Raw genomic sequence first — 22,338 nt, 5'->3', positions numbered from 1 at the left:
AGCCACGATCATTCGCGGATCGTGGTGACAGCGGGCGCGGGACGGTCACACTGAGGAGATGCGCGGAGCTGCCATCGAGGTGTCCGCGGGTGCTTTCACCCGCGTCTACGACCCGAGCGAGGGACTGTCGGAACAGTGGTACATCAACGACCACACCATCGTTCGGGATGCCGAGGGCGGCTGGCACCTGTTCGGCATCACCCACCCCGAACCCGGCGCACCGTTCGACGAAACCGTTTTCGCCCACGCCACCGCGCGATCGCTTCACGGGCCGTGGATCACCCGGGATCCGGCCCTGCTGGTGGACCCCGACTACGGTGAGACACACCTGTGGGCCCCGCATGTCGTCTACGCCGACGACCGGTACTGGATGTTCTACTCGGGCGGGGGACCCGACCGCACCGCCACCGCCATCAACCTGGCGACCTCCCCGGACCTGTTCCACTGGACCCGGCACCCGGACGGGCCGCTGTTCCACGACGGCTACGACGCCCGCGACCCGATGGTGCTGCGCATTCGCGGCCTGTGGGTGATGTACTACTGCGCCACCAGCGATCCCGAGGGCGGCTACCACGTGGTCGCCTACCGCGTCAGCCCCGATCTCGTGCACTGGGGCCCGCGCCGCATCGCCTACGCCGACCCGCTCACCGGCACCGAGGGCGGCAACACCGAATCACCGTTCGTCCTGCGGCACAACGGGATCTGGTACCTGTTCATCGGCCCCCGTCCGGAATACGTGGGCACCGAGGTGTTCCGCGGCGAGGGGCCCTTCCACTTCCGCCCCAGCGACCGGGTGGGTCGGATCCGCGCCCACGCGGCCGAGGTGGTCGACGACGGTGAGCTATGGGTGACCAGTGCGGGCTGGGCGCAGGGCGGCGTCTCACTGGCCCCGCTGTTGATGCCGGACGGCGAGTGCGGTCCCTGACCGGAGCGTGTCACCGTCCCGGTCACGCGGGTGGGTAGTACATATCCCGCACCTCGGCGTAGCGCTGCCGGATGGCATCGCCGAATCTCCGCGCGGGCGGCGGGAACTCGGTGGCGGGCGGACTCGGCCACGCGGGCGGCCCGGCTCCGCCGCGCAAGGCCCACGCCGCCTGGCGGGCCGCGCCCCGGGCCACGTACTCCCCGGGTTCGGGCACGGTCACCGTGGCGTGGAAGATCGCCGCCGCGGTGTGGGCGATGAGTCGCGAGCGCGCCGCGCCGCCGATGAGCAGGATGCGGCGGGGCACGGTGGGCAGCCGGTCCAGGGCGTCGGCGATATTGCAGAGCATGCCCTCGATGGCGGCCCGCGCCAGGTGGTGCGGTCGCATGGTGTGCGGGCGCAGGCCGTGCAGGCTGCCCGCGGCATGCGGCAGATTCGGGGTGCGCTCACCGGCGAGATATGGCAGCAGGGTGAGACCGTCCGCACCGGGCGGGGATTGGGCCGCCAGCACCTCCAGCCCGGAGATGTCGGTGCCCAGCAGGGTGGCGGTGGAATCCAGGACGCGGGCGGCATTGAGCGTGCACACCAGCGGCAGGAACGCGCCGGTGGCGTCGGCGAAACCGTTCACCGCCCCGCTGGCGTCGGCGCTGGGCCGCGGCGACCGGGAGAAGACGGTGCCACTGCTGCCCAGCGACACCACCACATCCCCCTCCTCGATGCCCAAACCCAGTGCGGCGGCCGCATTGTCACCGGTGCCCGCCGCCACCACCCGGCCGCCGGGGGTGTGTCCGGCGATCTCGGCCGGGGCCAGCACCCGGGGCAGCTCCGGGGTGCGCCCGCGGAAGGCCAGCGACAGCAGATCGCGGCGGTAGCGTCCCGCGGCCGGTGACCAGTAGCCGGTGCCCGAGGCGTCCCCGCGATCGGTGGTCGGCTCGGTGTCGGCGTCGCCGCCGCGCAGCAGCCAGGTCAGATAGTCGTGCGGGAGCAGCACTTTCGAGGTGCGGTCGGCGAGTTCGGGTTCGTGGTCGGCGAACCAGCGCAGTTTGGCCACCGTATGCGCGGCCAGCGGCACACTGCCCACCGCGTCGGCCCACGCCTGCGGCCCGCCCAGCTCGCCGACCAGTTGCGCGGCCGCCTCCGCGGAACGGGTGTCGTTCCACAGCAGGGCGTCCCGCACCGGATACCCGGCCGCGTCCAACACCACGAGGCCGTGCTGCTGTCCGGCCACCGAAATGGCCGCCACCTCGCGCATCATCTGCTCCGACGCCGCGCGCAGCGCCTCCCACCAGGTCGCGGGCGGCACCTCGGTACCGTCCGGATGCGGAATCTGACGCTGCCGCACCACGGTTCCGGTGTCGGCGTCACACACCACCAGCTTGCAGGACTGCGTGGAACTGTCCACTCCGGCGACGATCGTCATCGGGCCGCCTCGATATCCGTGCTCCCGGGTGCGCGCATATATCCAGATTGCACCCGTTGCGTTCGCGACCGGTGCGTTTTCCGCTATCGAGGGGGATCGTACGGGGGTGTGGGGCGGGAGGCGCCTGCCCGTGCCGGTGGCTGGTCGGCGTCGGCCAGCAGGGTCACCGTTCCGGCCGCGCCGTCCACTCGCACGCGCTGTCCGTCGGACAGGCCGGTGCTGGCGGTCTTGGTGTCCACTACACAGGGCACGCCGAACTCCCGGGCCACGATGGCGGCATGGGAGGCCGCGCCGCCGATATCGGTGACCACGGCCCCGGCATAGCCGAACATGGCCGTGTGGCCGGTATCGGTCACGGCGGCGACCAGGATGTCACCGGGCTCGATATCGTCGTCGAGGGACAGCACGCGCTTGACGGTGCCCTCCACCACGCCGGGACTCACGCCCAGCCCGGTGAGGGTGTCGCCGACGGCGATCGCGCCCTCGATCTCCTCCGGAACCCAGTGGCCGTTCACCAGGTCGGGCATGCGGATGGCCTGCAACCGGCCGCGCTCCTCCCGGCGGCGCGCCACCCGCTCCTTCAGATCGGATGGGGCCCACAGGATCTCGTCCAGGGTCAGGAACGCCGAATCCTCCGGCTCGGTGAGCTTGCCGCCGGCGACCAGGCGCGCGGCGCGCTCCCGGGTGGCCATCCGCAGATTGTTGGTGATCCGCACGACGGCGTCGCGGGCGCGTTCACGGTAGACGGTCGCGCCGACCGCCATCCGGGCGGTGCGGGTGGTCGGCGCGGGTACCGGCTCCCGCTGCGGGGCAGGCATTTCCGCGGCGCGCGCGGCGGCGGCGACCAGCAGTTCGGGGCGGTCGCCGAAGGTCGGGTTGAGCAGTTCGCATTCTCCCGGGCCGCGATGGCCCACCCGGCCCAGTTCCTCGTCCAGCGCCGCCGCGAACTCCGGCGACTTCTCCCGGGCGGCCGCCACATCGCCGGTGCGCGCCACCTCGTGCAGTCCGGCGTCGCGGCGGCACAGCGCCGCCAGCCGCTCCACCGCCAGCATGGGTTTGGCCGACTCCAGCCGGTCCAGGTCGATCTTCACCTCACCCTTGTGCACGGCGGTGGCTGCGCCGGTCATCATGACGCCGATGGCGGCGGCCTGCCACGCCTGATTCAGGCGGTCGCGCCACAGCAGGGCGCGGGCGTGCAACTGCTCGTCGGTGAGCTCCGAAATCTCCTCGCGGGACAGCGATTCGGTATGCGATGCGGCATTGATGTGCTCGGCGGTGCGGCGATAGCCGAGGGCGGTGGCCGCCACCCGACCGGTAGCCTTCAGGGTGCCGAGGCGACCGCCCGCCATGGGCGGACGGCCCAGCGGATGTAGCTCCATATCGCCGATCGCGCCGTAGACGTCCTTGCGGATGCTCTCCTCGTCCCAGCCGGGCATGTTCTCGGCGGTGAACACACCGATCGAGGGATTGATGTACATGTGGTGGCCGAGCACACTGGTCACCCGGGACACCCAGTGCTCCAACGCGATTCCCTCCAGCGCGATCATCCGGCCCATGGCCTCGTTGCCCAGCCGGATGGCACCGGCCTGCAGGTCGATGGTGAGCGGGGTCAGCGGACCGGGCAGCGCTTCGGAGGTATTGGTGGCGGTATGTACCGGGATACGTTCGTCGACGAGATCGTCGAACTCGCCCTGATATCCCTCGGGGGCGGCGGAGACCAGCGGATGGCCGTCCGAGGTCGGGGCCGACTGCGGCACTACGTGACTCGGTAGCGGAATGGCCCCGCGCCGGGGCCGGAATCCGGTGCCGTCGGCCTTGCGCCCGTGCAGGCCGCGCGCCACGTCGGCCACCACCTCCCGGGCGGTCCAGCCGTAGCGGACCTGCCATTCGTCCCGGGCGGCGGTGGTGTCCACCGGGGCGCGCCGGGGGGACGAGCGCGGCAGCCAGGCCGAATACCGTACGCCGGACTCCTTCAGTATGCGGCGCACGTCGTCGCCGGAAACCTCACCGGGAGCGGCCAATCCGACCACGCCACCGCGCTGGGAGACTGCCGCGAGCACCAGGAAGCGTTCCAGATCGTCATAGTGCAGCACCTGCAGCGCGTGATCTCCGCGCGTGCCCGCGAGGGTTTCCACGGCGCGCCAACTGGTTCGGTCCACCCGACGGCCGGTGACCACGGGGGTGCGCACGATGAGCGCGTCCGCACCACTGCCGGTGATCGTGCGCTCCACCGTCGGATCGAAGCCCGCCGCGACGGGCACCACGATGCGTGCCCCGGCATCGCGAACGGCGGACAGCAGCCCGGCGACCGCGCCTCCGGCCAGATGCACCACCGCATCCGCCCCGGCGACGGCGTCGGCGCACACCCGCGCGTCGGACAGGTCGCCGACGGTCACCGTGACCCGCGGGTCCACGTAGCGGTGCCGCCGCCGGTCCAGACCGACCACCTCGTGGCCCGCCGCCACCAGCATGCGCGCCACGGCACGACCACTCGGTTCGGTGACTCCGGTGACCAGAATCCGCATCGACTCTCCTCCTCGTGAGGCGTCCCAACCACACGTGACGCCGTTCACACACCATCGCCACTGGGCTGGCCGGCCACGGTTCCCAGTCCCGATCAACGGGATCGGAGAGTCATTGAGCAAGATGCGCCGCTATGCCCTTCCCGCGGCGCGGGGACCGTCGTAGCCATGACGGTGCGGAAAGCTGTGACAACGCGGGCGGTGACCGAGGTCGACGAGTTCGACATCGACACCGATGTGCTGGTGGTCGGATACGGTGCCGCCGGTGCCGCGGCGGCGTTCGAGGCGGCACGGGCCGGGGCGCGCGTGCTGGTGGTGGACCGGGCGGGCGGAGCGGGTGGCGCGTCCGCGCTGTCGGGCGGCGAGATCTACCTCGGCGGCGGCACCCCCGTACAGCGGGCGTGCGGATTCGACGACACCCCGGAGGAGATGGCGGCGTTCCTGACCGCTGCGCTGGGGCCGAGCGCGGACCCGGCCAAGATCGCCGAGTACTGCGCGGGCAGCGTCGAGCACTTCCATTGGCTGGTCGACCGCGGCGTCCCGTTCACCCCGAGTCTGTGGGACGCCCCGACCTGGGTGCCGCCGACCGACGACGGGCTGATGTGGCTGGGCGAGAACAGTTGGCCGTTCACGGAATCGGCGCGGCCAGCACCGCGCGGGCACCGGCCCGCCGCGCACGACTTCGGCGGCAGACTGCTCATGGAATGCCTCACCGAGGCCGCCGAAACGGCCAGGGCCGGAACTCTTTTCGACACCTACGTCACCAATCTCGTGATCGCCGAGGATCGGACGGTGATCGGGGTGGTCGCCCGGCGATACGGCAGGGAGATCGCCATCCGCGCCCGGCGCGGCGTCATCCTCACCACCGGCGGATTCGTCGACAACGACGCCATGCTGGCCGCGCACGCGCCACATCTGCTGGGCCACACCAAGGTCAGCGCCGGAACCGATGACGGCAGCGGCATTTTGATGGCGCAGGCGCTCGGGGCGGGCGTGCGGCACATGGGTGCGGGGCAGGTCGGCATATCGCTGATACCGGGCCTGGCGGCGCGCGGCATGGTGGTCAACGCTCGGGGACAGCGGTTCGTGAACGAGGACACCTATCCCGGGCGCATCGGGCAGGCGGCGCTGTTCCGACAGAACATGGGCGGCGCCTGGGCCGGTGGCGACACGGCCGTCTGGGTGATCGTGGACGAGGAAGGATTCGAGGCGGTGCCCGAACCGCAGCGGTGGGGGGTGCGGCCGACCCACGTCGGCGAGACACCCGAGGAACTGGAGCGGCTGACCGGGCTCCCGGACGGCGCGCTGGTCGACACGGTGCGCCGGTACAACGAATTCGCCGCGCGGGGAGCGGATCTCGACTTCCACAAGGCATCCCGCTGGCTGCGCCCGCTCACGCCGCCCCTGGCCGCCATCGACGTGAAGGCCGGGGTGCGCCCACCCGCCGAATCCGGCGACCGGCGCGGCACCGGGGCATCCGTCTTCACCCTCGGCGGGCTGCACACCGACCTGGACGGGCATGTCCTGGATCTGGGCGGCAGTTCGATCGGCGGTCTCTTCGCCGCCGGGCGGGTCGCCAACGGGTTGCACGGCTTCGGCTACATCAGCGGCACATCCCTCGGTGACGGCACCTTCTTCGGCCGCCGCGCGGGCACCGCCGCCGCCCGGAACGAATAGCTCGAACCGCCGCCCGGCCGAGGGCCGCCGCGACGGCTGAGCGGGCCGAGGGTTCCGATCACCGGGACTTTTCCCGATCGCCGCGCGACGGCGGCCATAGCGTCGACAATCAGAATCACTGGACCAGGAGGGAACAGCTCAATGACGAACAAGGTGCTCGATCGGGTCCGGGATCTGCTGCCCGCGATCCGGGAACGAGCCGTGCAGGCCGAGGAGCAGCGGCGGATTCCCGACGCCACCATCGCCGAGCTGACCGCCGCCGGGGTATTCCGCATGTTGCAGCCCGCGCGGTTCGGGGGCGCCGAGGCGTCGCCGGTGGCCTTCTACGAGGTGATCCGCGCCATCGCCACCGCCTGCCCGTCGAGCGCCTGGGTGGCATCGGTGCTGGGTGCGCATCCCTGGCAGCTGGCCCTGTTCGACGATCGCGCCCAACAGGATGTGTGGGCCGAGAACCCCGATACCCTGGTCTCCTCCTCGTACGCGCCGACCGGCAAGCTGACCGCGGTCGAGGGCGGCTACGAGATCTGCGGCCGCTGGAGCTTCTCCTCCGGCTGCGACCACGCGCAGTGGGTGTTCCTGGGCGCGCTGGTGCCCTCGGACCAGGGCATGGACTACTTCACCGTGCTGGTGCCGCGCAGCGACTACGTCATCGAGGACGTCTGGGACGTGTCGGGGCTGGCGGGCACCGGCTCCAACGACATCGTCATCGACAAGGCGTTCGTACCCGCCTACCGGGCCTACAGCGCCGAAGACCAGGCGAATCTGGTCGGCCCCGGACAAGAGCTGAATACCGCTGCGCTGTACAAGATCTCGTTCGGCAGCGTGTTCTCCAACACCATCACCGCACCCATCATCGGTGCCGCGCAGGGCGCGTACGAGGCGCATATCGCGCGACAGCGCGAGCGGGTGCGGCTGTCCTACGGCGGTCAGAAGGTGGCCGAGGATCCGTTCGCGCACGTGCGCATCGCGCGCGCCGCGTCGGAGATCGACGCCGCGATCCTGCAGATGGAGCGCAATATCGGCGAGCAGCTGCGCTATGCCGAAGCGGGCGAGGAGATTCCGTTCGAATCGCGGTTGCGGGCGCGGCGCGACCAGGTGCGCGGCACCGAACGGGCGCTGGAGGCGATCGATCTGCTGTTCAAGAACTCCGGTGGCCACTCCATCCGCCGACCCAACCCCATCGAACGGCATTGGCGCGACGCGCACGCCGGGAGCGTGCACGCCATCAACGACGTGGAGCGTGCCCTGGCCATGTTCGGCAAGGGCGCCATGGGGCTCGAGGTCACGGATCGGATGCTGTAGATGACGTTCACCGCCGAGAACACCTCGTGCCGGTTCAGCGTGGACGGTGTCGAACTGCGGTACCACGAGGCGGGATCCGGTGCGCCGCTGGTACTGTTGCACGGCTCCGGGCCGGGAGTGTCGGGGTGGGCAAACTTCGGGGCCAACCTCGAGGTGCTGTCCCGGCACTTCCGCTGTCTCGTCCTGGATCAGCCGGGCTTCGGGGCGAGCGGACGGCCGGAGGTGTACGAGCGCAACTACTTGCGCATCGCCTCGGACGCTGTCATCGCCCTGCTGGACGAGTTGGGCATCGAGAAGGCGAGCCTGCTGGGAAACTCCATGGGCGGCGGCGTCGCGACGCTGACCGCGTTGGAACATGCGGGGCGAGTGGACAAGCTGGTGCTGATGGCCCCCGGCGGCGTGGGCGTGAACATCCTCGGACCGGAGCCGTCGGAGGGCATCAACCGGCTGCTGGCCTTCAACGCCGATCCGACGGCCGAACGCGCCATCGACTGGTTGCGGACCATGGTCTTCGATCCGGCGGTGCTGACCGAGGACTTGATCGCCGCCCGCACGGCGGCGGCCACCGATCCCGCGCAGACCAAGGCGCTGGCCGATGCCTACGCCACCTTCTACAACCCGAGAATGGCCGAACCGCTGCCGCTGTGGGCGCGTCTGAAAGGCGTTCCGCACCAGGTCCTCATGCTGTGGGGACGTGACGACCGTGTCACGCCGGTGGAGGGCGCGCTGTTCCCGGCCCGTCAGCTCCCCAATGCCGACCTGCGGATTTTCTCGCGCTGTGGGCACTGGGTGCAGGTCGAGCGCAAGGACGCCTTCGAACGTGCGGTGATCGACTTCCTCACCCGGGGAATGTGATCACGTCGGGGCGGTGGTCGCATTAGATTGCGAGAATGACATGGACCGCACCGGAAGTCGATCGCCGATCGTTCGCACTCGTTGGTGACGAACGCACCATGCTCCAGTCCTTCCTGGACCGCTCCCGCGACACGCTGCTGTGGAAATGCCAGGGGCTCAGCGCAGTTCAACTCACCTCCCGCAGCGTGGAACCCTCCTCGATGTCGCTGCTCGGCCTCGTTCGCCATATGACCGAGGTCGAGCGGGGCTGGTTTCGGCAGACGGCGGCGGGGGAGCGGGTGGATTACATCTATTGCGACGAAACCAACCGCGACGGAGACTTCGACGACATCTCCGCATCGGAGGCCGAGGCGGACATCGCACGCTATCGCGAGGAAATCGCGTTGTGCGACAAGGCGGTTGCGGGGCTGCCGGTGGAGTACACCGTGAAGCATCCTCGGAGTGGGCGGGATCTATCGCTGCGGTGGATTTATCTGCACATGGTTGAGGAGTACTCGCGGCATTTGGGGCATGCTGACTTGTTGCGGGAGAGGGTGGACCGGGTAGTGGGGTATTGAGTGGGGAGGGTTTCGGCCTTGTCCATGTGTTGTCGTCGTGCGGTCGCGCTTGGGTGGGGGTGTTGCTGCAGAGATGAAGAGAAATAGTGTGGTTGCGTTGGGTGCCTTTCCTGGCTTTCGCTGACGCCGGGTGGGGTGCCGTGGGCTGCGATTCCGGCGGGCGGACTGGCTGTGGGGGCGTTCTCGAGATTCTTGGGGTGGTGGCCTGTGGCAGGAGGCGCATGAGGCAGCCGTTGTCGTGTGTGGGTGCTGAGCATCAGATACACGGTTGAAGGGACGTGGTCGTGTAGTGCTCGGCGGGGTGCCTCGGGTGAGTGGTATGGGGCTGCTTCGGGATGTTGGGTTCCGTCGTGGCGTGCCGGGGGCGCACCGGGGGTTTGTGGCGGAGAAGCGTTGGAGTCGAGTGGAACCGAGTGTCGGGGACGGCCATGAGCACCAGGCAAGGGCGGAGGCGCGGAGCAGTCGGACGACCTCGAACCCGGGGCAGTCCCGAGCGTGGGAAGGTCGGGTGTCTGGGGAAGGTGGGATAAGCGGGCGCAGCGGAGGATCGTGCCGCTCTCGGAACTGCGGAATGGTCGGGCACTTTCTCGAGCACGGCGAAGGCTCGAGCACGGGGAGATGGGGTGCGCGGGCACCCCGGCGTTACCGGGGGCGAGCGGGTGTGGGCGGTTGAGGACGATCGCGGGCATGTATGGGGGTCCCGCAACGAGTCCGAGCACCCCTGGGGCGGCACAGGGTGCGGCTGTGCGCCCGAAGGGTGCTCGGAGTCCTCGGCGTTTGCGGGTGGGTGGGTTAGTTGCGGAGGCGGGTGAGTTTGGCGCGGTAGCGTTTCAGGCTTTCGGCCAGGATGTGTTCGGGGTGGTGGAGGTGGTTGACCTGCGGGGTGCGGTGCGGGTCGATCTCGACTGGTGGCCGCCATTGGGTGCGTCCGGCCAACGCGGATCCGGCCGGGACTGTCTCGGTGGCCCACCCGTGGGGGTTGTCGGGGTCGGCGGTGATGTGGGCGTGGCAGCTGTCGCAGACCAGGGTCAGGTTGTCGATGTCGGTGGGGCCGCCTGTGGCCCAGGGGATGATGTGGTGCATGGCGCACATGGTGGCGGGGGCGGTGCAGCCGGGGCGGGTGCAGCCGCGTTCGATGGCGGTTTTGGCGCGGCGCTGCCAATTGTTGGCGAGGCGGGGGCCTTCGCCGAGGTAGAGGGGTTTGCCGTGGTGTTTGTCGAAGATCATCAGGAGCGGGATGGCGCCTTCGGCCATCCGCCAGGCGTCGCGGATCGGGATGGTGGTGCCGGTCGCGGTGACCGCGTGGCCGGTGCCGCGCAGTAGGTCGGTGACGTCCATGGTCAGGGTGACCGCGACCGGCAGTCCGCGGTGGGTACCGAGGTCGGTGCGGCCGGGGCCGCCGTCGGAGGACAGGAACGCTTTGAGTGCGTCGTGGTTGCGTTGGGTGGTGGTGCGGGTGTCGCGGGCGATGGCCGCGTGCAGGCGGGCGGGATCGAACCCGGCGGCACCGAAACCGGCGACAGTGACACCGCCAGCACCGACACCGCCGATACCGACCCCGTTGGCGCGGACGGTGTCGACACTCATGCCGTGGGCGTTGACTCCGTCGGAGTCCTCGGGGTCGTGGGTGCCGGGGCGGGGGCTGTCGGGGTCGTCGGGCATGCACATGCCCGGTCGCGCCCATTTCGCCAGGACGGTGTCGAGCAACGCCCGTAACTCGGGGTCGATGCATCCGGTGAGGTCGGACATGCCGTCGAGGCGTTGTGGGGAGAGGGTGAGTCCGCGCTGGCGGGCGCGGTCATGGTCGGTGGTGAGGGTTCCGTCGGGGTCGAGGAAGCCGAGCAGGCGGTCTCCGACGTGGGTGAGTTGTTCGGGGGCGAGGGTGCGGGCGGCGTCGGCGAGGTGTTCTTCGGCGAGGGCGCGGGTGGCGGTGTCGATGGCGTCGGGCAGCCGGTGCATCACGCGCATGACCGCGCGGGCGTGGGTGGGCGAGATCGCGCCCTCGGCTTGGGCGGTCGCGGTGGCGGGCAGCGCGGGTTCGCGGATCGCGCCGCTGGGTTCGCGGAACACTCCCAGGGCGTGGGCGGCGTCGATGCGGGAGGCGGCTTCGAAGCGGGACAGGCGCAGGGTCTCCACCAGGTAGCGGTGCAGACCGCGGCGGCCGATCATGCGGGGCAGGTGTCGGTCGCTGGTTTCGATGAGCAGGCGATGCGACACCGACTCCGCTATCCGGCGGCAGGTCTCGAAAGCGGCGAGCAGGCCCTCGAACTCGTCATCGGGAAGGGTGGTCAGATCCACGGTCTGCAACGCGGTCAAGCCCGCGCGCACAGCGGCGATACCGCTGTCGTGGATTCCCTCCCCCGGATTCATGCGTCCATTCTATCGCGAAATGCATTGCGGTAGAAGGGAAAATAGCATCTGAACTGCGGATATTCAGATACGAAATGTCCGTTCCGGGCCTATTTCACAGCCCATGCTCGTGAGCCCACGCCGCAACCTGTGTTCGTGATGTGAATCCGAGCTTGGTGAGAATGTGCTCCACATGCGTTTCCGCCGTGCGAGTGGAAATCACCAATTCGGTGGCAATGCGCTTATTGCTGTACCCGGCGGCTATCAGGCGCGCGACGTCCTTTTCTCGTCGGGTGAGGACATCGGTTTCGGCGGTGGTCGTGGCGGAGACGCGTGGCGGACGGCGGGGAGCCGAGGGTTCGGGGTCCGCGATCGGGGCGGGGGTGCGGCCCAGGGCGTAGTCGATGGCGTCTTCCAGCGGGACGTTGGCTCCGGCGTCGAACTGCTCGCGGAATATCTTGTCCCCCAGTGCCTCGCGGACGCGGCGGCGTTCCTCGTCGGCTATGACGCTGGTGATGTGGTCGGCCAGGCGGACCGTGCTGCGTTGCAGGGTTTCGGCCGCGCCCATCAGGCGGGCGGCGCGGTGCGGTTCGCCGCGTGCGGCCTCGGTCCAGGCCAGGCCCTCGAAGGCCGAGGCCAGCCAGACGCAGCGTTCGAACAGGGCCAGTTGTTCGATGGAGCGGACGTGGTACTGGGCGGCGGTGTCGTAGTCGCCGCGTCGCCAGTGCACGATGCCGACCGTCCACAGGGCCAGCCCGCCGAGTAGGTGGGAGCCGGAATCCTCGGTGAGCTTCAGGAAGCGTTCGGCCAGTTCCGCGCCGCCGGTGGCGTGGGTGACCTCCGCGCACATGAAGGCGAAGGCGTGGCTGTCCATTTCGATGGCGGTTTGGCCGGTGTCCACGGCCAGGTCGATGGCGGTGCGGGCCAGTTCCAGGGCTCGGCTGCCGTCGCCCTCGGTGAAGGCCAGCAGGGAGCGGTCCAGGTTGATTTCGGGTAGCAGGTCGGTATTGCCGAGATCCGTTGCCAGCACCAGACATTCGTGGACCAGGCGGGCCGCGGACGCCTGATCTGACAGCAGGGCCGCCAGGGAGGCCGCGGAGGACAGGGCGCGGGCGCGAGCCCGGGTGGGTTCGGGGTTGAGTTCCAGGGCTTCGGTGAGCCAGCGGTAGCCCTCGGAGAGGAAGCGGTGGTGCTCCCAGAACGGGCGCAGCACGCTCACCGTCTCCATGGTGGCCAGCGGCTCGTCCTGGAGTCCGGAGCGCAGTGCCGCACGGAGATTCGCGTGTTCCCGGGTCAGGTCGCGGAACCAGGCCACGTCCTCGCCCGTCCAATAGGCGGTCTGGCCGCGCAGGGCCAGCTGCCGGTAGTGCTCGCGATGGCGGGTGCGCACGGCCTGCACATCGCCGCGCGCGGCCAGTCGGTCGGCGGCGAACTGGCGGATGGGCTCCAGCATCGAATATCGGCCCACCGTGCCGTCATAGCGTGGTGTCAGCACCGATTTGTCCACCAGGCCGGTGAGCGCCTCCATGAGCGACGCGCCGCCCAGATCGCACACCGCCTCGGCGGCATCGATGTCGAAGCCGCCCGCGAATACCGAAAGTTGTTCCCACAGCAGCTGTTCGGCGGGAGTGCACAGGTCGTAGCTCCAGCGGATCGCGCCCTCGATGGTCTGTTGGCGCTGCGGGGCCGTGCGCGGGCCGGCGCTGAGCAGATCCATGGTGTCGTCGAGGCGGGCCAGGATCTGTTCGGGGGTGAACATGCGCAGGCGCAGGGCCGCCAGTTCCAGGGCTAGTGGCATGCCCTCCAGGCGGCTGACGATCTCGGCGAGGACGGGACGGTTCGCCGCCGTCACCGTGAAACCGGGGTTCGCCGCGCTGGCTCGTTCGACGAACAGGCGCATGGCGTCGCCGTCCTCGCCCGACCCGTCCTCCCGCACCGGCAGCGGCGGGACCGGCATCACCTGCTCGCCGGGAATCCCCAGCACCTCGCGGCTGGTCGCCAGCACCCGCACATCCGGCGTGGTGGCGATGATCCGCCCCACCAGTGCGGCGCACGCGTCGATCAGATGCTCACAGTTGTCGAGAATCAGCAGCAGGCGTTTGTCGGCCAGGAATTCGGTGAGCCGCGGCAGCGGGGCCGTGGTCTCGTCGCGCAGCTCCAGTGTCTCGGCCACGCTGAGCGTCACCAGGTTCGGGTCCTGCACGTCGGCCAGCTCCACCAGCCAGACGCCGTCCGGGAACGCTCGGGCCACCAGCTTCCCGACCTGTCTGGACAGCCGGGTCTTCCCCATTCCGCCCGGTCCCAGCAGGGTCAGCACCCGGGTGGAGGGCAGCAAGCGCTTCGCGGTAGCCAGCTCGTCGCGGCGGCCGACGAAACTTGTGACCTCTTCAGCGAGGTTTCCGATGACACGCCGCGCCATGGGATCAACCTAAGGTATCGCGCACTGTCTCGGCCAGCACACGCGAATAAAAGCCGGAATAATCGGACAGGGCCGCGTGGCGGAATCGTGCCGGGGCGGCGGGGTCAGTGCGCGGCGGCTCCTGTCAGGAAGGATGTCATGGCGGCGGCGACCGCGTCGGGGCGGTCGAGCATGGACAGCACGTAGGCGTCCTCGATCTCGACCAGCCGCCCGTGCGGGAGCAACTCGGCCAGGCGGCGGCCGTGCTCGCGCGGCATCACCCTGCCCGCCGCGGACCACAGCACCAGGGCATCGCCCGAGAAGTTCCGCAGCGCCTCGGTATTCGCGATGAGATCGGCCTTGCGGAAGCCGGATCGGGTGTAGGACAGCAGATCCCGGCGAATGCGCCGGTCCCGCAGCCCGGATTCGGTCCAGCCGCGCACCATCTCGTCCGGCAGCGGCTCGCGTGCCATCCAGCCGAACATGAGTGGGGACCGGCGCAGCCACGCTATCCGCAGCTGTCGCAGAGCCAGCCGGACGCCGCCCGGTGCGTAGGACGCGAGGACGGCGGTCTTGCCCGGCAATCCGGGCGGGAAGTTGTCGAATGCCTCGCAGGGGGTGATGATCAGCCGCCCGACCCGCTCGTCCAGACCGTACGCGGTGAGGAAGAGCCCACCGCCCCAATCGTTGTGCACGAGGGTCGCCGCGCGTAGATCCAGGGCGGCGAGGAAGTCGGCGATGATCCGGTTCTGCCCGCGCAAACTCAGGTCCGCGCCGGGGCGCATCGGCTCGGGATGCGCACCCAGCGGCAGATCCGGCAGCACGTACCGGAACCCCTCGGGCAGCCGGTCGAGCACCGGGTCCCAGACGGTGTGGTTCATGAGCAGGCCGTGCAGCAGCACCACGGGCGGCCCCTCGCCGCGCTCGGCATAGTGGATCCGACCTGCGGCGATATCGACAGTGGGCATCTCTCACCTCCGGTAGAGCAGACGCTCTAGTGCGTTTGCTCTAGTCTGGTGGGGTGAGCGAGAAGATGTCAACCGGTACCAGGACTCGCCTCGTCACGGCGGTCGCCGAGCTCATGCGGGTGCACGGCTACAGCGCGGTCACGGTCAAACAGATCACCACCGCCTCGGGCGCGCCCATGGGCTCGCTCTACCACCACTTCCCGGGCGGCAAGCCGCAGATCGCCGCCGAGGCGCTGCGCACCTCCGGCGCGGCCTACATCCAGCTGCTGCCCTTGCTCATGGACCCGCACGACGATCTGCGCGCGGCCGTCCCCGCCGCGTTCGCCGCTGCCGCCGACACCATCGAGCAGAGCGGTTGGATGAACATGTGCCCGGTCGGCACGGTCGCGGGCGAGATCGCGGACAGCGAACCCGATCTGCGCGCGGTCGCCGCCGAGGTCATCACCGACTGGATCGACCGGGGCACTAGCTATTTCGTGCGTCGCGGCCTCGCTCCGACCGACGCCCGCGAGACCATCCTCGCCATTCTGTCCGCACTCGAGGGCGCGTTCATCCTGAGCCGCACCCTCCGCTCGTCCGAACCCCTGCACGCCGCGGGCGCGGCCATGGCGGCGCGTCTGGAGAACCTGCTGAAAGCATCGAAAGCGGCTGCCGCACCACAGCGCGCGAACCGCGATCTCGACGTCACCCAGGCGGCCGCGGATCAGGGGTAGCCGACGGCCGGGTCCACGTCGGTGAGTTGATGTCGCATGCGGTCGCGCTTGGTGCGCAGGTAGCGCACATTGTGTTCGGTCGGGCGGGTTTGCAGGGGGATGCGGTCGGTGACCGCGATGCCGTGCGCCTCGAGCCCGGACTGTTTGGCGGGGTTGTTGCTGAGCAGCCGTGCGGAACGCACCCCGAGGTCGGCGAGGATGCGGGCGGCGGCAGCGTAATCGCGGTCGTCGACGGGTAGGCCGAGGGCGAGATTGGCGTCCACGGTGTCGGCGCCGTCGTCCTGTAATTCGTAGGCGCGCAGCTTGTTCAGCAGGCCGATACCCCGGCCCTCCTGGCCGCGCAGGTACACCACCACCCCGCGGCCCGCGTGGGCGACGGCCCGCAGGGCGGCGTCGAGCTGTGCGCCGCAATCGCAGCGCAGGGAACCGAAGGCGTCACCGGTGAGGCATTCCGAATGCACGCGGACGAGGGTGTCCGTGCCGGCCGGATCCCCGTACACCAGCGTCAGATGCTCGGCGCCGGAATACTCGTCGGCGTAGCCGATGACCCGGAACTCACCCGCCGGAGTGGGCAGGCGCGTCTCGGCCACCCGAGATACACCGGGCTCCAGCCGCTTTCGATAGGCGATGAGATCGGCGATGGAGATGACGGGCAGGTCGTGGGCGCGCGCCAGGGCGAGCAGCTCGGGCAGCCTCGCCACGGAACCGTCGTCGGTGACCACCTCCGCGATCACCCCGGCGGGCCGCATTCCGGCCAGTCGCAGCAGGTCGACGGCGGCTTCGGCATGGCCCGGACGGCCCAGTACGCCACGGGGATTCGCGCGCAGCGGCAGCACGTGCCCGGGGCGGGTCAAATGCTCCGGAGTCGTGTGCGGATCGGCCAGCAGTCGCATGGTGTGCGCCCGGTCGGCGGCGGAGATCCCGGTGCTCACCCCCGACGCGGCGTCCACCGCCACCGCGTAGGCGGTTCCCCTGGGGTCCTGGTTCACCGCGGTCATGGGCGGCAGCCGAAGTCGGTCGAGATCGGCTCCCGGCATGGGGACACACAGCAGACCGCTGGTGTGCCGCACCAGGAACGCGATGCGTTCGGCCGTCGCGTGCTCGGCGGCGAGCACGAGATCGCCCTCGCTCTCGCGGTTCTCGTCGTCCACCACGAGCACCATGTCGCCGCGTGCGAGCGCCGCCACCGCGTTCGCGATCGGGTCGAGTTGACCGGTCATCGTCGACCACCTCCTCCGGTATTTCACATCGAAATATGTCGGGTGGAGAAGAGCGAGGTCGCGTCTCGATCACCGGACACGGCCCGGAGGCACATCGCCTCCGGGCCGCATGCGGTCGGGCTCGGTCCGCTCAGTAGGCGGTGCCGCCGGTGGCCGGGGTGCGGCCGTGCTTCATCCAGATCGCGCCGAGCAGCGCGATGAGCGAGGTCGCGGCGATCACCCAGAAGGTGATCTCGTACCCGCGATCGGAGAACAGCAGCGGGATCTCACTGGTGACCGTCGGCTGCCCGGTCACCGTCACATCCGCGGCGACCGGATTGGCGTGCAGGAAGGCGGTCGCCACCGCGAGTCCGATGGCCACGCCCATGGCCTGCATGACGCCGAGCATGCCCGCGCTGACGCCCTGCTGCTGGGCGGGCACCGCCTCCACGATGAGATTGGGGGTGGCCGCGTAGTAGATGCCGAACGCGATTCCGAAGACCGCGCTGATCAGGGCGAGGGTCACCCAGCCGTGCCCGAGCGCGGCATAGGCGACGGCCGCGCCGACGAAGATGCACAGCGCCACGATCAGCGGTATGCGCGCACCGGATCGGCGAATCCACAGCCCGGCCACGAAGCCGAAGATCATGGAGATCACCGCCTGCGCCAACGCGAGGTGGGTGGCGAACTCCAGCAGACTGAAGCCCTCGCCGTAGGAATACCCCGGATTCATCTGCACCCGCACCATATCCGGCGGCAGCTGCGCGAGCACCGGCTCCTCGGGCACCTGGACCGCGCCCGGCGGCAGCTCCACCCCGGGCGGCAGCTGTGCGCGGGCCTGCTCCTCGGCGGCGGCCTGCGCCTGCTGCATCGCACCGGCTTTCACCTGCTCCCAGGTGGCGGCGGTGACCTCGCCGGCCACCGCGGACTCGGGCGGCGACTGGGTCATGTAGCCGATGGCGTAGGACTGGTACCCGATCATGAACGAGGCCAGCAGGGCGATGAACAGCACCACGCTCACCCGCGGCGTGAACAGCAGCTTCATATCCATGATCGGCTGTTTCACCCGCAGCTCCACCACCGGGAACAGCGCCAGCAGCACCAGGCCGCCGATCAGGTACGCCAGCGAGGTCGGCTCGGTCCATCCCCACGCCTGACCGTTGTCCAGGTAGATCAGGGTCAGCACCGCGCCCGCGCCCAGCAGGGCCGCACCGACGACGTCGAGCCGCTGCGGCACCCGCAGTTTCGATTCCGGCACCACCAGGATCACCAGCGGAATCATCACGGCGGTGAAGATGAACAGGAACCAGAAGATGGCGCGCCAGCTGTTGTGCTCCACGATCCAGCCGCCGATGAGCGGACCGGCCAGCGCCGAGACGCCCAGTCCGGTGGCGGCGATGCCGATGCCGACCGGAACCAGCCTGCGCGGCATGAGATCTCGAATGAGTCCGTAGGAGATCACCGCGGTGGCGATGGCCGTCGCCTGGAGTCCCCGGCCGAACAGGAACAGCAGCCAGTTGCTGGTGACCGCGCAGATGACGCAGCCGATCATGAACAGCACGCCGCAGGTGAGGAACATCTTCTTCTTGCCCCAGATATCGCTCAGCTTGCCGATGAGCGGTGAGGTGGCGGCGCCGATGACGCCGAAGATGATGATGGCCCAGTTCAGATTGGCGCCCACGGTCGGGAAGCTGGGCGCGATCTGGCGCAGCGCCGCCGACACCATGACGTACTGCATGGGTGCGACCTCGGTGAACAGCACGATCACCGCGAGGACGCCGAAGATCCTCAGCTTCGACGCGCCGTCGAGACGGCCGGTGTCCTCATCGCCGACGCCCGACGGCGTCGTGGTTTCGACGGAGGTGGACATATTCGTCCTCCAGGTGGGTAGGTAACACGATGGCGTGAACCGTGTCACACCCGGAGATCGCCGAGAACAACCGAGTTCGGTCAGTGGGAACTATCGGAATTCCGGTTCCCGGCGGCATTGCGCCGGTTACGCTTTTTCGCCAATTTGTCCAGGTCGTCCAGGAGATCTCGGGCGAATTCCCGCTCCGCCTCGTAATGGCGTACACACCAGCGCAGTACCGCGCTCGGATAGGCCCATTCCGGATTGGCGTCCGCGCCGTCGGCGTCGGCCTGGGCGCGCCGTCGCATGGTTTCGGCGTAATCGATGTGCTGGCCCAGTATTTCGCGCATTCGCTCCGGTTCGGCCAGATGACCGAGCCAGGCCCGCAGCATCACGCTGTGTTTCAGCACCGGCGCCTCGACGGGGGAGTGGTTCACCCAGTGCGCGGCGGCCTCGCGACCCGATTCGGTAATGGCGTACATGCGTTTTCCACGCATGCCGTCCTCGGACACCACGGTGCGCGAGGTCGCGTAGCCGTACTTCTCCAGCCGTTTGAGTTCGGCGTAGATCTGACTGAACGACGGACTCCAGTAGAAGAACTGGAGGCTCCAGTCGGCCCATTTCTTCAGGTCGTAACCGGACAGTTCATCGGCGTGCGAGAGCATTCCGAGCACGGCCCACGCCGTCGTCGGAAGGTCCGGGCGCTGCCCGTCGGAATGCCCGGACCGCGCTGCTGCGCCTTCGGTCATCACTGCAATCTACCCCCGCCCGTCCCGGCTCAGCGCCAGTGGGCACGGCGCGGGAACAGGGTGCGGCCGGCCTCGTGCGCCACCTCGAGCACCACCCGGGCCAGCCGGTCGAAGCTCATGGCGTCGGCGCGCCCCGACAGCGAGATGGCCGCGGGCGCGGTGCCGCGTCCCCGCAGCGGCGCTGCCACGCAGGCGATTCCGACCACCGCCTCCTCGCGGTCGATGGCCACCCCCTGGCGCAGGCGGATCTGCTGGAGCTCGCGGCTGAGCGCCTCGGCGTCGCAGATGGTGCGCGGGGTCAGCCGGGGCAGCCGGGCGCGCACCGCGGCCTCGGCGATATTCGGTTCCAGACAGGCCAGCATGGCCTTGCCGAGTCCTGTTGCGTGCGCGGGCATCCGGCCGCCGAGTCGGGTGGGCAGGCTGGCGGCGAAACGGCCACCGGCCTTGTCCAGGTACACCACATCGCGCCCGTCGAGCACGGCGAGATGGCCGACCATGCCGGTGCGCTGGGACAGTTCGTGCAGCAGCGGGCTCACGGCGTCGCGGATCTCGTTGTGGTCGGCGGTGAGTCCGCCCAGTTCGAGGGCGCGCATACCCAGCCGATATCCGCCGGATGTGTGTGCCAGCCAGCGAAGTTTGATCATTTGGTCCAGAATGCGATGGACCGTCGAACGCGGCAGTCCGGTGCGCTCGACCAGGCCGAGCAGGGTGAGCGTCGGAGTGGAGGCATCGAACGCGTCCAGGATGAGCGTCATGCGCTCGATCATCGACACCGGGACCTCCGCGGCGGTGTTGCGGGCGTCTTTGGTGTGAGAGTCTCTGCCGCGCATGGGGGTTCGGTTCTCCGCCGAAGAGAGCAGGGCGACGGACATGAGTACCTCCGTTGGTTCGTGTCCAGTCTAGGACTATGCCGATTAGGCATGTACCTGTTTCGGACGTTGTGCTACCCATCACAGTGCCCTGCGGCACATACGGAGGAATCGGGAGAACTACGTATGTTCCACGGATCCGTGTCCCGGTGACCGAACCCCGATATTGACGCTTCCTCGGCCCGACCTGCTGTTATGACTGCCAGCGATATTTCGGATCGAAATAAGGAGTTGCCGTGGAACCGGCTCTCGACGAGGTTCCGGCGATCGACGCGGCGGCGTTCAAGGCCGTGCTGGGGCGGTTCTGCTCCGGCGTCACCGTGATCACCGCGCTGGACGACGGGCATCCCGTCGGCTTCGCCTGCCAATCCTTTGCCGCCCTGTCCCTGGACCCGCCGCTGGTGAGCTTCTTTCCGGCGCGCACCTCCACCACGTGGCCGCGCATCCGGCGGGTGGGCCGCTGCTGTGTGAACATCCTGGCCGACCATCAGGACGAGCTCTGCCGACGGCTGGGCGGCCGGGGGCCGGACAAGTTCGCGGGCGTGGACTGGACGCCCTCGGCCAATGGCGCACCCCGGCTGGGAGGCGCGCTGGCCAGCATCGACTGCGAACTCCACGACGAGGTCGACGGCGGTGACCACACCGTTGTCATCGCCCGCGTCACCGGCCTGACCGAACATTCCGACGCGTCGCCGCTGGTGTTCTACCGGGCGGCCTTCGAGCGTCTCGCCCAGCGGTAGTCCGGCGTCTCGATTACCGGTAGCCACCTCCCGGCCAGTGGGACTTCGCCTGCGACGCCCAGCACCGCGGCCGCAACCTCGAATCAACGGATTCTCGAAAGGACCTCACATGACCACCACGGACAGTGACGTGCGCGTGATCGACGCGGGCGCACCGCCCACGCGGTTCGCCCGCGGCTGGCACTGCCTGGGTCTGGCGGACTCCTTCCGCGACGGAAAGCCGCACAGCATCACGGCTTTCGGCACCGAGCTGGTGGTGTTCGCCAGTGCCGACGGTGCGCTCAACGTGCTCAACGCCTACTGCCCGCACATGGGCGGCAACCTGGCCGACGGCACCGTCAAGGGCGATTCCCTGGCCTGCCCCTTCCACGACTGGCGCTGGAACGGCAAGGGCAAATGCACCGGCATTCCCTATGCGCGCCGGGTGCCGCCGCTGGCCCGCACCAGGGCATGGCCGACCATGGAGCAGAACAAGCAGCTCTTCGTGTGGAACGACCCGGAACACCGGCAGCCGCCCGCCGAACTGGCCATTCCACGCATCGACGGCGCGTTCGACGACGGCTGGACCGACTGGACCTGGAACAGCATGGTCGTCGACGCCAATGCCCGCGAGGTGATCGACAACGTGGTCGATATGGCGCACTTCTTCTACGTGCACTACGGCTTCCCGACCTTCTTCAAGAACGTCTTCGAGGGCCACGTCGCCAGCCAGTACATGACCTCCATCTCGCGCGAGGACATGATGGGCGAGACCGCGAAAGCCCTGGGCGGCAAGAACGTCCTGCATTCCGAGGCGTCCTACTACGGCCCCTCCTACATGATCGACTACCTGCGCAGCGAGAGCGCCGGGCTGACCGTCGAGGGCTACCTGATCAACTGCCACTACCCGGTCTCGGAGAACCGGTTCGTGCTCCAGTACGGGGCCATCGTCAAGAAGCCCGAGGGCATGGACGAGGACAGGGCCCTCGAGATCGCGAACAAGTTCGCGGGCGGTCTGGGCAAGGGTTTCGAACAGGACGCCGCCATCTGGAAGCGCAAGAGTCGCATCAACAATCCGCTGCTGTGCGAGGAGGACGGCCCGGTGTACCAGCTGCGCCGCTGGTACGAGCAGTTCTACACCGACGTCGCGGACGTCACCGAGGAGATGACCACCCGCTTCGAATTCGAGGTGGACACCACCCGCGCGGTCACCGCGTGGGAGGCGGAGGTCGCCGCGAATCTCGCCGAGGGCGCGACCGCGCCGTTCTGA

At 69.2% G+C, this 22,338-nt stretch carries 17 protein-coding genes; 8 read left to right on the top strand and 9 right to left on the bottom strand.

Annotated features, from left to right (window positions below):
* Positions 1-58: 58 nt before the first annotated feature.
* On the top strand, positions 59-925 hold the full coding sequence (locus ON31_RS08795; RefSeq protein ID WP_218007297.1) for a family 43 glycosylhydrolase: 867 nt from the start codon (positions 59-61) through the stop codon (positions 923-925).
* Positions 926-947: 22 nt separating this feature from the next.
* Here ON31_RS08795 and xylB read toward each other — a convergent pair whose 3' ends face one another.
* Positions 948-2,342 (bottom strand): xylulokinase, encoded by a 1,395-nt coding sequence (gene xylB / locus ON31_RS08790; RefSeq protein ID WP_039811352.1) that lies wholly within the window; start codon positions 2,340-2,342, stop codon positions 948-950.
* 83 nt (positions 2,343-2,425) lie between these two features.
* Complete coding sequence (locus ON31_RS08785; protein ID WP_039811349.1) at positions 2,426-4,867, bottom strand: PEP-utilizing enzyme; 2,442 nt, start codon at positions 4,865-4,867, stop codon at positions 2,426-2,428.
* Between the two features lie 165 nt (positions 4,868-5,032).
* Between ON31_RS08785 and ON31_RS08780 the strand changes: the two genes are divergently transcribed.
* From ON31_RS08780 to ON31_RS08765, 4 genes are all read left to right on the top strand, one after another.
* The gene (locus tag ON31_RS08780; RefSeq protein ID WP_039811346.1) at positions 5,033-6,541 is read left to right on the top strand and encodes an FAD-dependent oxidoreductase; all 1,509 of its coding nucleotides are present in this window, start codon (positions 5,033-5,035) and stop codon (positions 6,539-6,541) included.
* A gap of 141 nt (positions 6,542-6,682) precedes the next feature.
* Positions 6,683-7,843: a 3-hydroxy-9,10-secoandrosta-1,3,5(10)-triene-9,17-dione monooxygenase oxygenase subunit gene (gene hsaA / locus ON31_RS08775; protein WP_039811343.1), complete on the top strand. Its 1,161-nt coding sequence runs from the start codon at positions 6,683-6,685 to the stop codon at positions 7,841-7,843.
* Positions 7,844-8,698, top strand: coding sequence for an alpha/beta fold hydrolase (locus ON31_RS08770; RefSeq protein WP_039811340.1), 855 nt, complete (start codon positions 7,844-7,846; stop codon positions 8,696-8,698).
* Between the two features lie 35 nt (positions 8,699-8,733).
* Complete coding sequence (locus ON31_RS08765; RefSeq protein WP_039811336.1) at positions 8,734-9,255, top strand: DinB family protein; 522 nt, start codon at positions 8,734-8,736, stop codon at positions 9,253-9,255.
* A gap of 792 nt (positions 9,256-10,047) precedes the next feature.
* Here ON31_RS08765 and ON31_RS34560 read toward each other — a convergent pair.
* The 3 genes from ON31_RS34560 to ON31_RS08745 form a co-directional block, all read right to left on the bottom strand.
* Positions 10,048-11,625, bottom strand: a complete 1,578-nt coding sequence (locus ON31_RS34560) for an HNH endonuclease signature motif containing protein (protein WP_051036996.1) — start codon at positions 11,623-11,625, stop codon at positions 10,048-10,050.
* Between the two features lie 94 nt (positions 11,626-11,719).
* Positions 11,720-14,023 carry a LuxR C-terminal-related transcriptional regulator gene (locus ON31_RS08750; RefSeq protein WP_039811332.1) on the bottom strand — a complete coding sequence of 768 codons (2,304 nt, stop codon included), beginning with the start codon at positions 14,021-14,023 and terminating at the stop codon, positions 11,720-11,722.
* A 104-nt stretch (positions 14,024-14,127) separates the two neighbouring features.
* Entirely contained in the window at positions 14,128-14,970 is an 843-nt protein-coding gene (locus ON31_RS08745; protein ID WP_039811329.1) for an alpha/beta fold hydrolase, read from the bottom strand.
* 53 nt (positions 14,971-15,023) lie between these two features.
* Between ON31_RS08745 and ON31_RS08740 the strand changes: the two genes are divergently transcribed.
* Complete coding sequence (locus ON31_RS08740; RefSeq protein WP_255222027.1) at positions 15,024-15,683, top strand: TetR/AcrR family transcriptional regulator; 660 nt, start codon at positions 15,024-15,026, stop codon at positions 15,681-15,683.
* Here the strand turns inward: ON31_RS08740 and ON31_RS08735 are convergent.
* From ON31_RS08735 to ON31_RS08720, 4 genes are all read right to left on the bottom strand, one after another.
* Positions 15,674-16,903 (bottom strand): bifunctional 3,4-dihydroxy-2-butanone-4-phosphate synthase/GTP cyclohydrolase II, encoded by a 1,230-nt coding sequence (locus tag ON31_RS08735; protein ID WP_039811328.1) that lies wholly within the window; start codon positions 16,901-16,903, stop codon positions 15,674-15,676. The two genes, ON31_RS08740 and ON31_RS08735, sit on opposite strands and share 10 nt — an antisense overlap.
* 130 nt (positions 16,904-17,033) lie before the next feature.
* Positions 17,034-18,752 (bottom strand): MFS transporter, encoded by a 1,719-nt coding sequence (locus tag ON31_RS08730; protein ID WP_039811325.1) that lies wholly within the window; start codon positions 18,750-18,752, stop codon positions 17,034-17,036.
* An 80-nt stretch (positions 18,753-18,832) separates the two neighbouring features.
* Positions 18,833-19,480: a PadR family transcriptional regulator gene (locus tag ON31_RS08725; protein ID WP_051036995.1), complete on the bottom strand. Its 648-nt coding sequence runs from the start codon at positions 19,478-19,480 to the stop codon at positions 18,833-18,835.
* A gap of 29 nt (positions 19,481-19,509) precedes the next feature.
* Positions 19,510-20,352, bottom strand: coding sequence for an IclR family transcriptional regulator (locus ON31_RS08720; RefSeq protein ID WP_081592309.1), 843 nt, complete (start codon positions 20,350-20,352; stop codon positions 19,510-19,512).
* Between the two features lie 233 nt (positions 20,353-20,585).
* On the opposite strand from ON31_RS08720, the gene ON31_RS08715 reads away from it, so the two are divergent.
* Positions 20,586-21,089: a flavin reductase family protein gene (locus tag ON31_RS08715; protein WP_081592308.1), complete on the top strand. Its 504-nt coding sequence runs from the start codon at positions 20,586-20,588 to the stop codon at positions 21,087-21,089.
* A gap of 109 nt (positions 21,090-21,198) precedes the next feature.
* Positions 21,199-22,338, top strand: coding sequence for a 3-ketosteroid-9-alpha-monooxygenase, oxygenase component (locus tag ON31_RS08710; RefSeq protein WP_039811323.1), 1,140 nt, complete (start codon positions 21,199-21,201; stop codon positions 22,336-22,338).

The sequence above is a fragment of the Nocardia otitidiscaviarum NBRC 14405 genome, from assembly GCF_000308635.1.
In the GTDB taxonomy this organism is placed as follows: domain Bacteria; phylum Actinomycetota; class Actinomycetes; order Mycobacteriales; family Mycobacteriaceae; genus Nocardia; species Nocardia otitidiscaviarum.
This window is presented reverse-complemented; position numbering and strand designations above follow the sequence as displayed.

Excerpts from the sequence above, each read along its gene's own strand:
- ON31_RS08795 (WP_218007297.1), top strand. The coding sequence starts at position 59 with ATGCGCGGAGCTGCCATCGAGGTGTCCGCGGGTGCTTTCACCCGCGTC.
- xylB (WP_039811352.1), bottom strand. The coding sequence starts at position 2,342 with ATGACGATCGTCGCCGGAGTGGACAGTTCCACGCAGTCCTGCAAGCTG.
- ON31_RS08785 (WP_039811349.1), bottom strand. The coding sequence starts at position 4,867 with ATGCGGATTCTGGTCACCGGAGTCACCGAACCGAGTGGTCGTGCCGTG.
- ON31_RS08780 (WP_039811346.1), top strand. The coding sequence starts at position 5,033 with ATGACGGTGCGGAAAGCTGTGACAACGCGGGCGGTGACCGAGGTCGAC.
- hsaA (WP_039811343.1), top strand. The coding sequence starts at position 6,683 with ATGACGAACAAGGTGCTCGATCGGGTCCGGGATCTGCTGCCCGCGATC.
- ON31_RS08770 (WP_039811340.1), top strand. The coding sequence starts at position 7,844 with ATGACGTTCACCGCCGAGAACACCTCGTGCCGGTTCAGCGTGGACGGT.
- ON31_RS08765 (WP_039811336.1), top strand. The coding sequence starts at position 8,734 with ATGACATGGACCGCACCGGAAGTCGATCGCCGATCGTTCGCACTCGTT.
- ON31_RS34560 (WP_051036996.1), bottom strand. The coding sequence starts at position 11,625 with ATGAATCCGGGGGAGGGAATCCACGACAGCGGTATCGCCGCTGTGCGC.
- ON31_RS08750 (WP_039811332.1), bottom strand. The coding sequence starts at position 14,023 with ATGGCGCGGCGTGTCATCGGAAACCTCGCTGAAGAGGTCACAAGTTTC.
- ON31_RS08745 (WP_039811329.1), bottom strand. The coding sequence starts at position 14,970 with ATGCCCACTGTCGATATCGCCGCAGGTCGGATCCACTATGCCGAGCGC.
- ON31_RS08735 (WP_039811328.1), bottom strand. The coding sequence starts at position 16,903 with ATGACCGGTCAACTCGACCCGATCGCGAACGCGGTGGCGGCGCTCGCA.
- ON31_RS08730 (WP_039811325.1), bottom strand. The coding sequence starts at position 18,752 with ATGTCCACCTCCGTCGAAACCACGACGCCGTCGGGCGTCGGCGATGAG.
- ON31_RS08725 (WP_051036995.1), bottom strand. The coding sequence starts at position 19,480 with ATGACCGAAGGCGCAGCAGCGCGGTCCGGGCATTCCGACGGGCAGCGC.
- ON31_RS08720 (WP_081592309.1), bottom strand. The coding sequence starts at position 20,352 with ATGTCCGTCGCCCTGCTCTCTTCGGCGGAGAACCGAACCCCCATGCGC.
- ON31_RS08710 (WP_039811323.1), top strand. The coding sequence starts at position 21,199 with ATGACCACCACGGACAGTGACGTGCGCGTGATCGACGCGGGCGCACCG.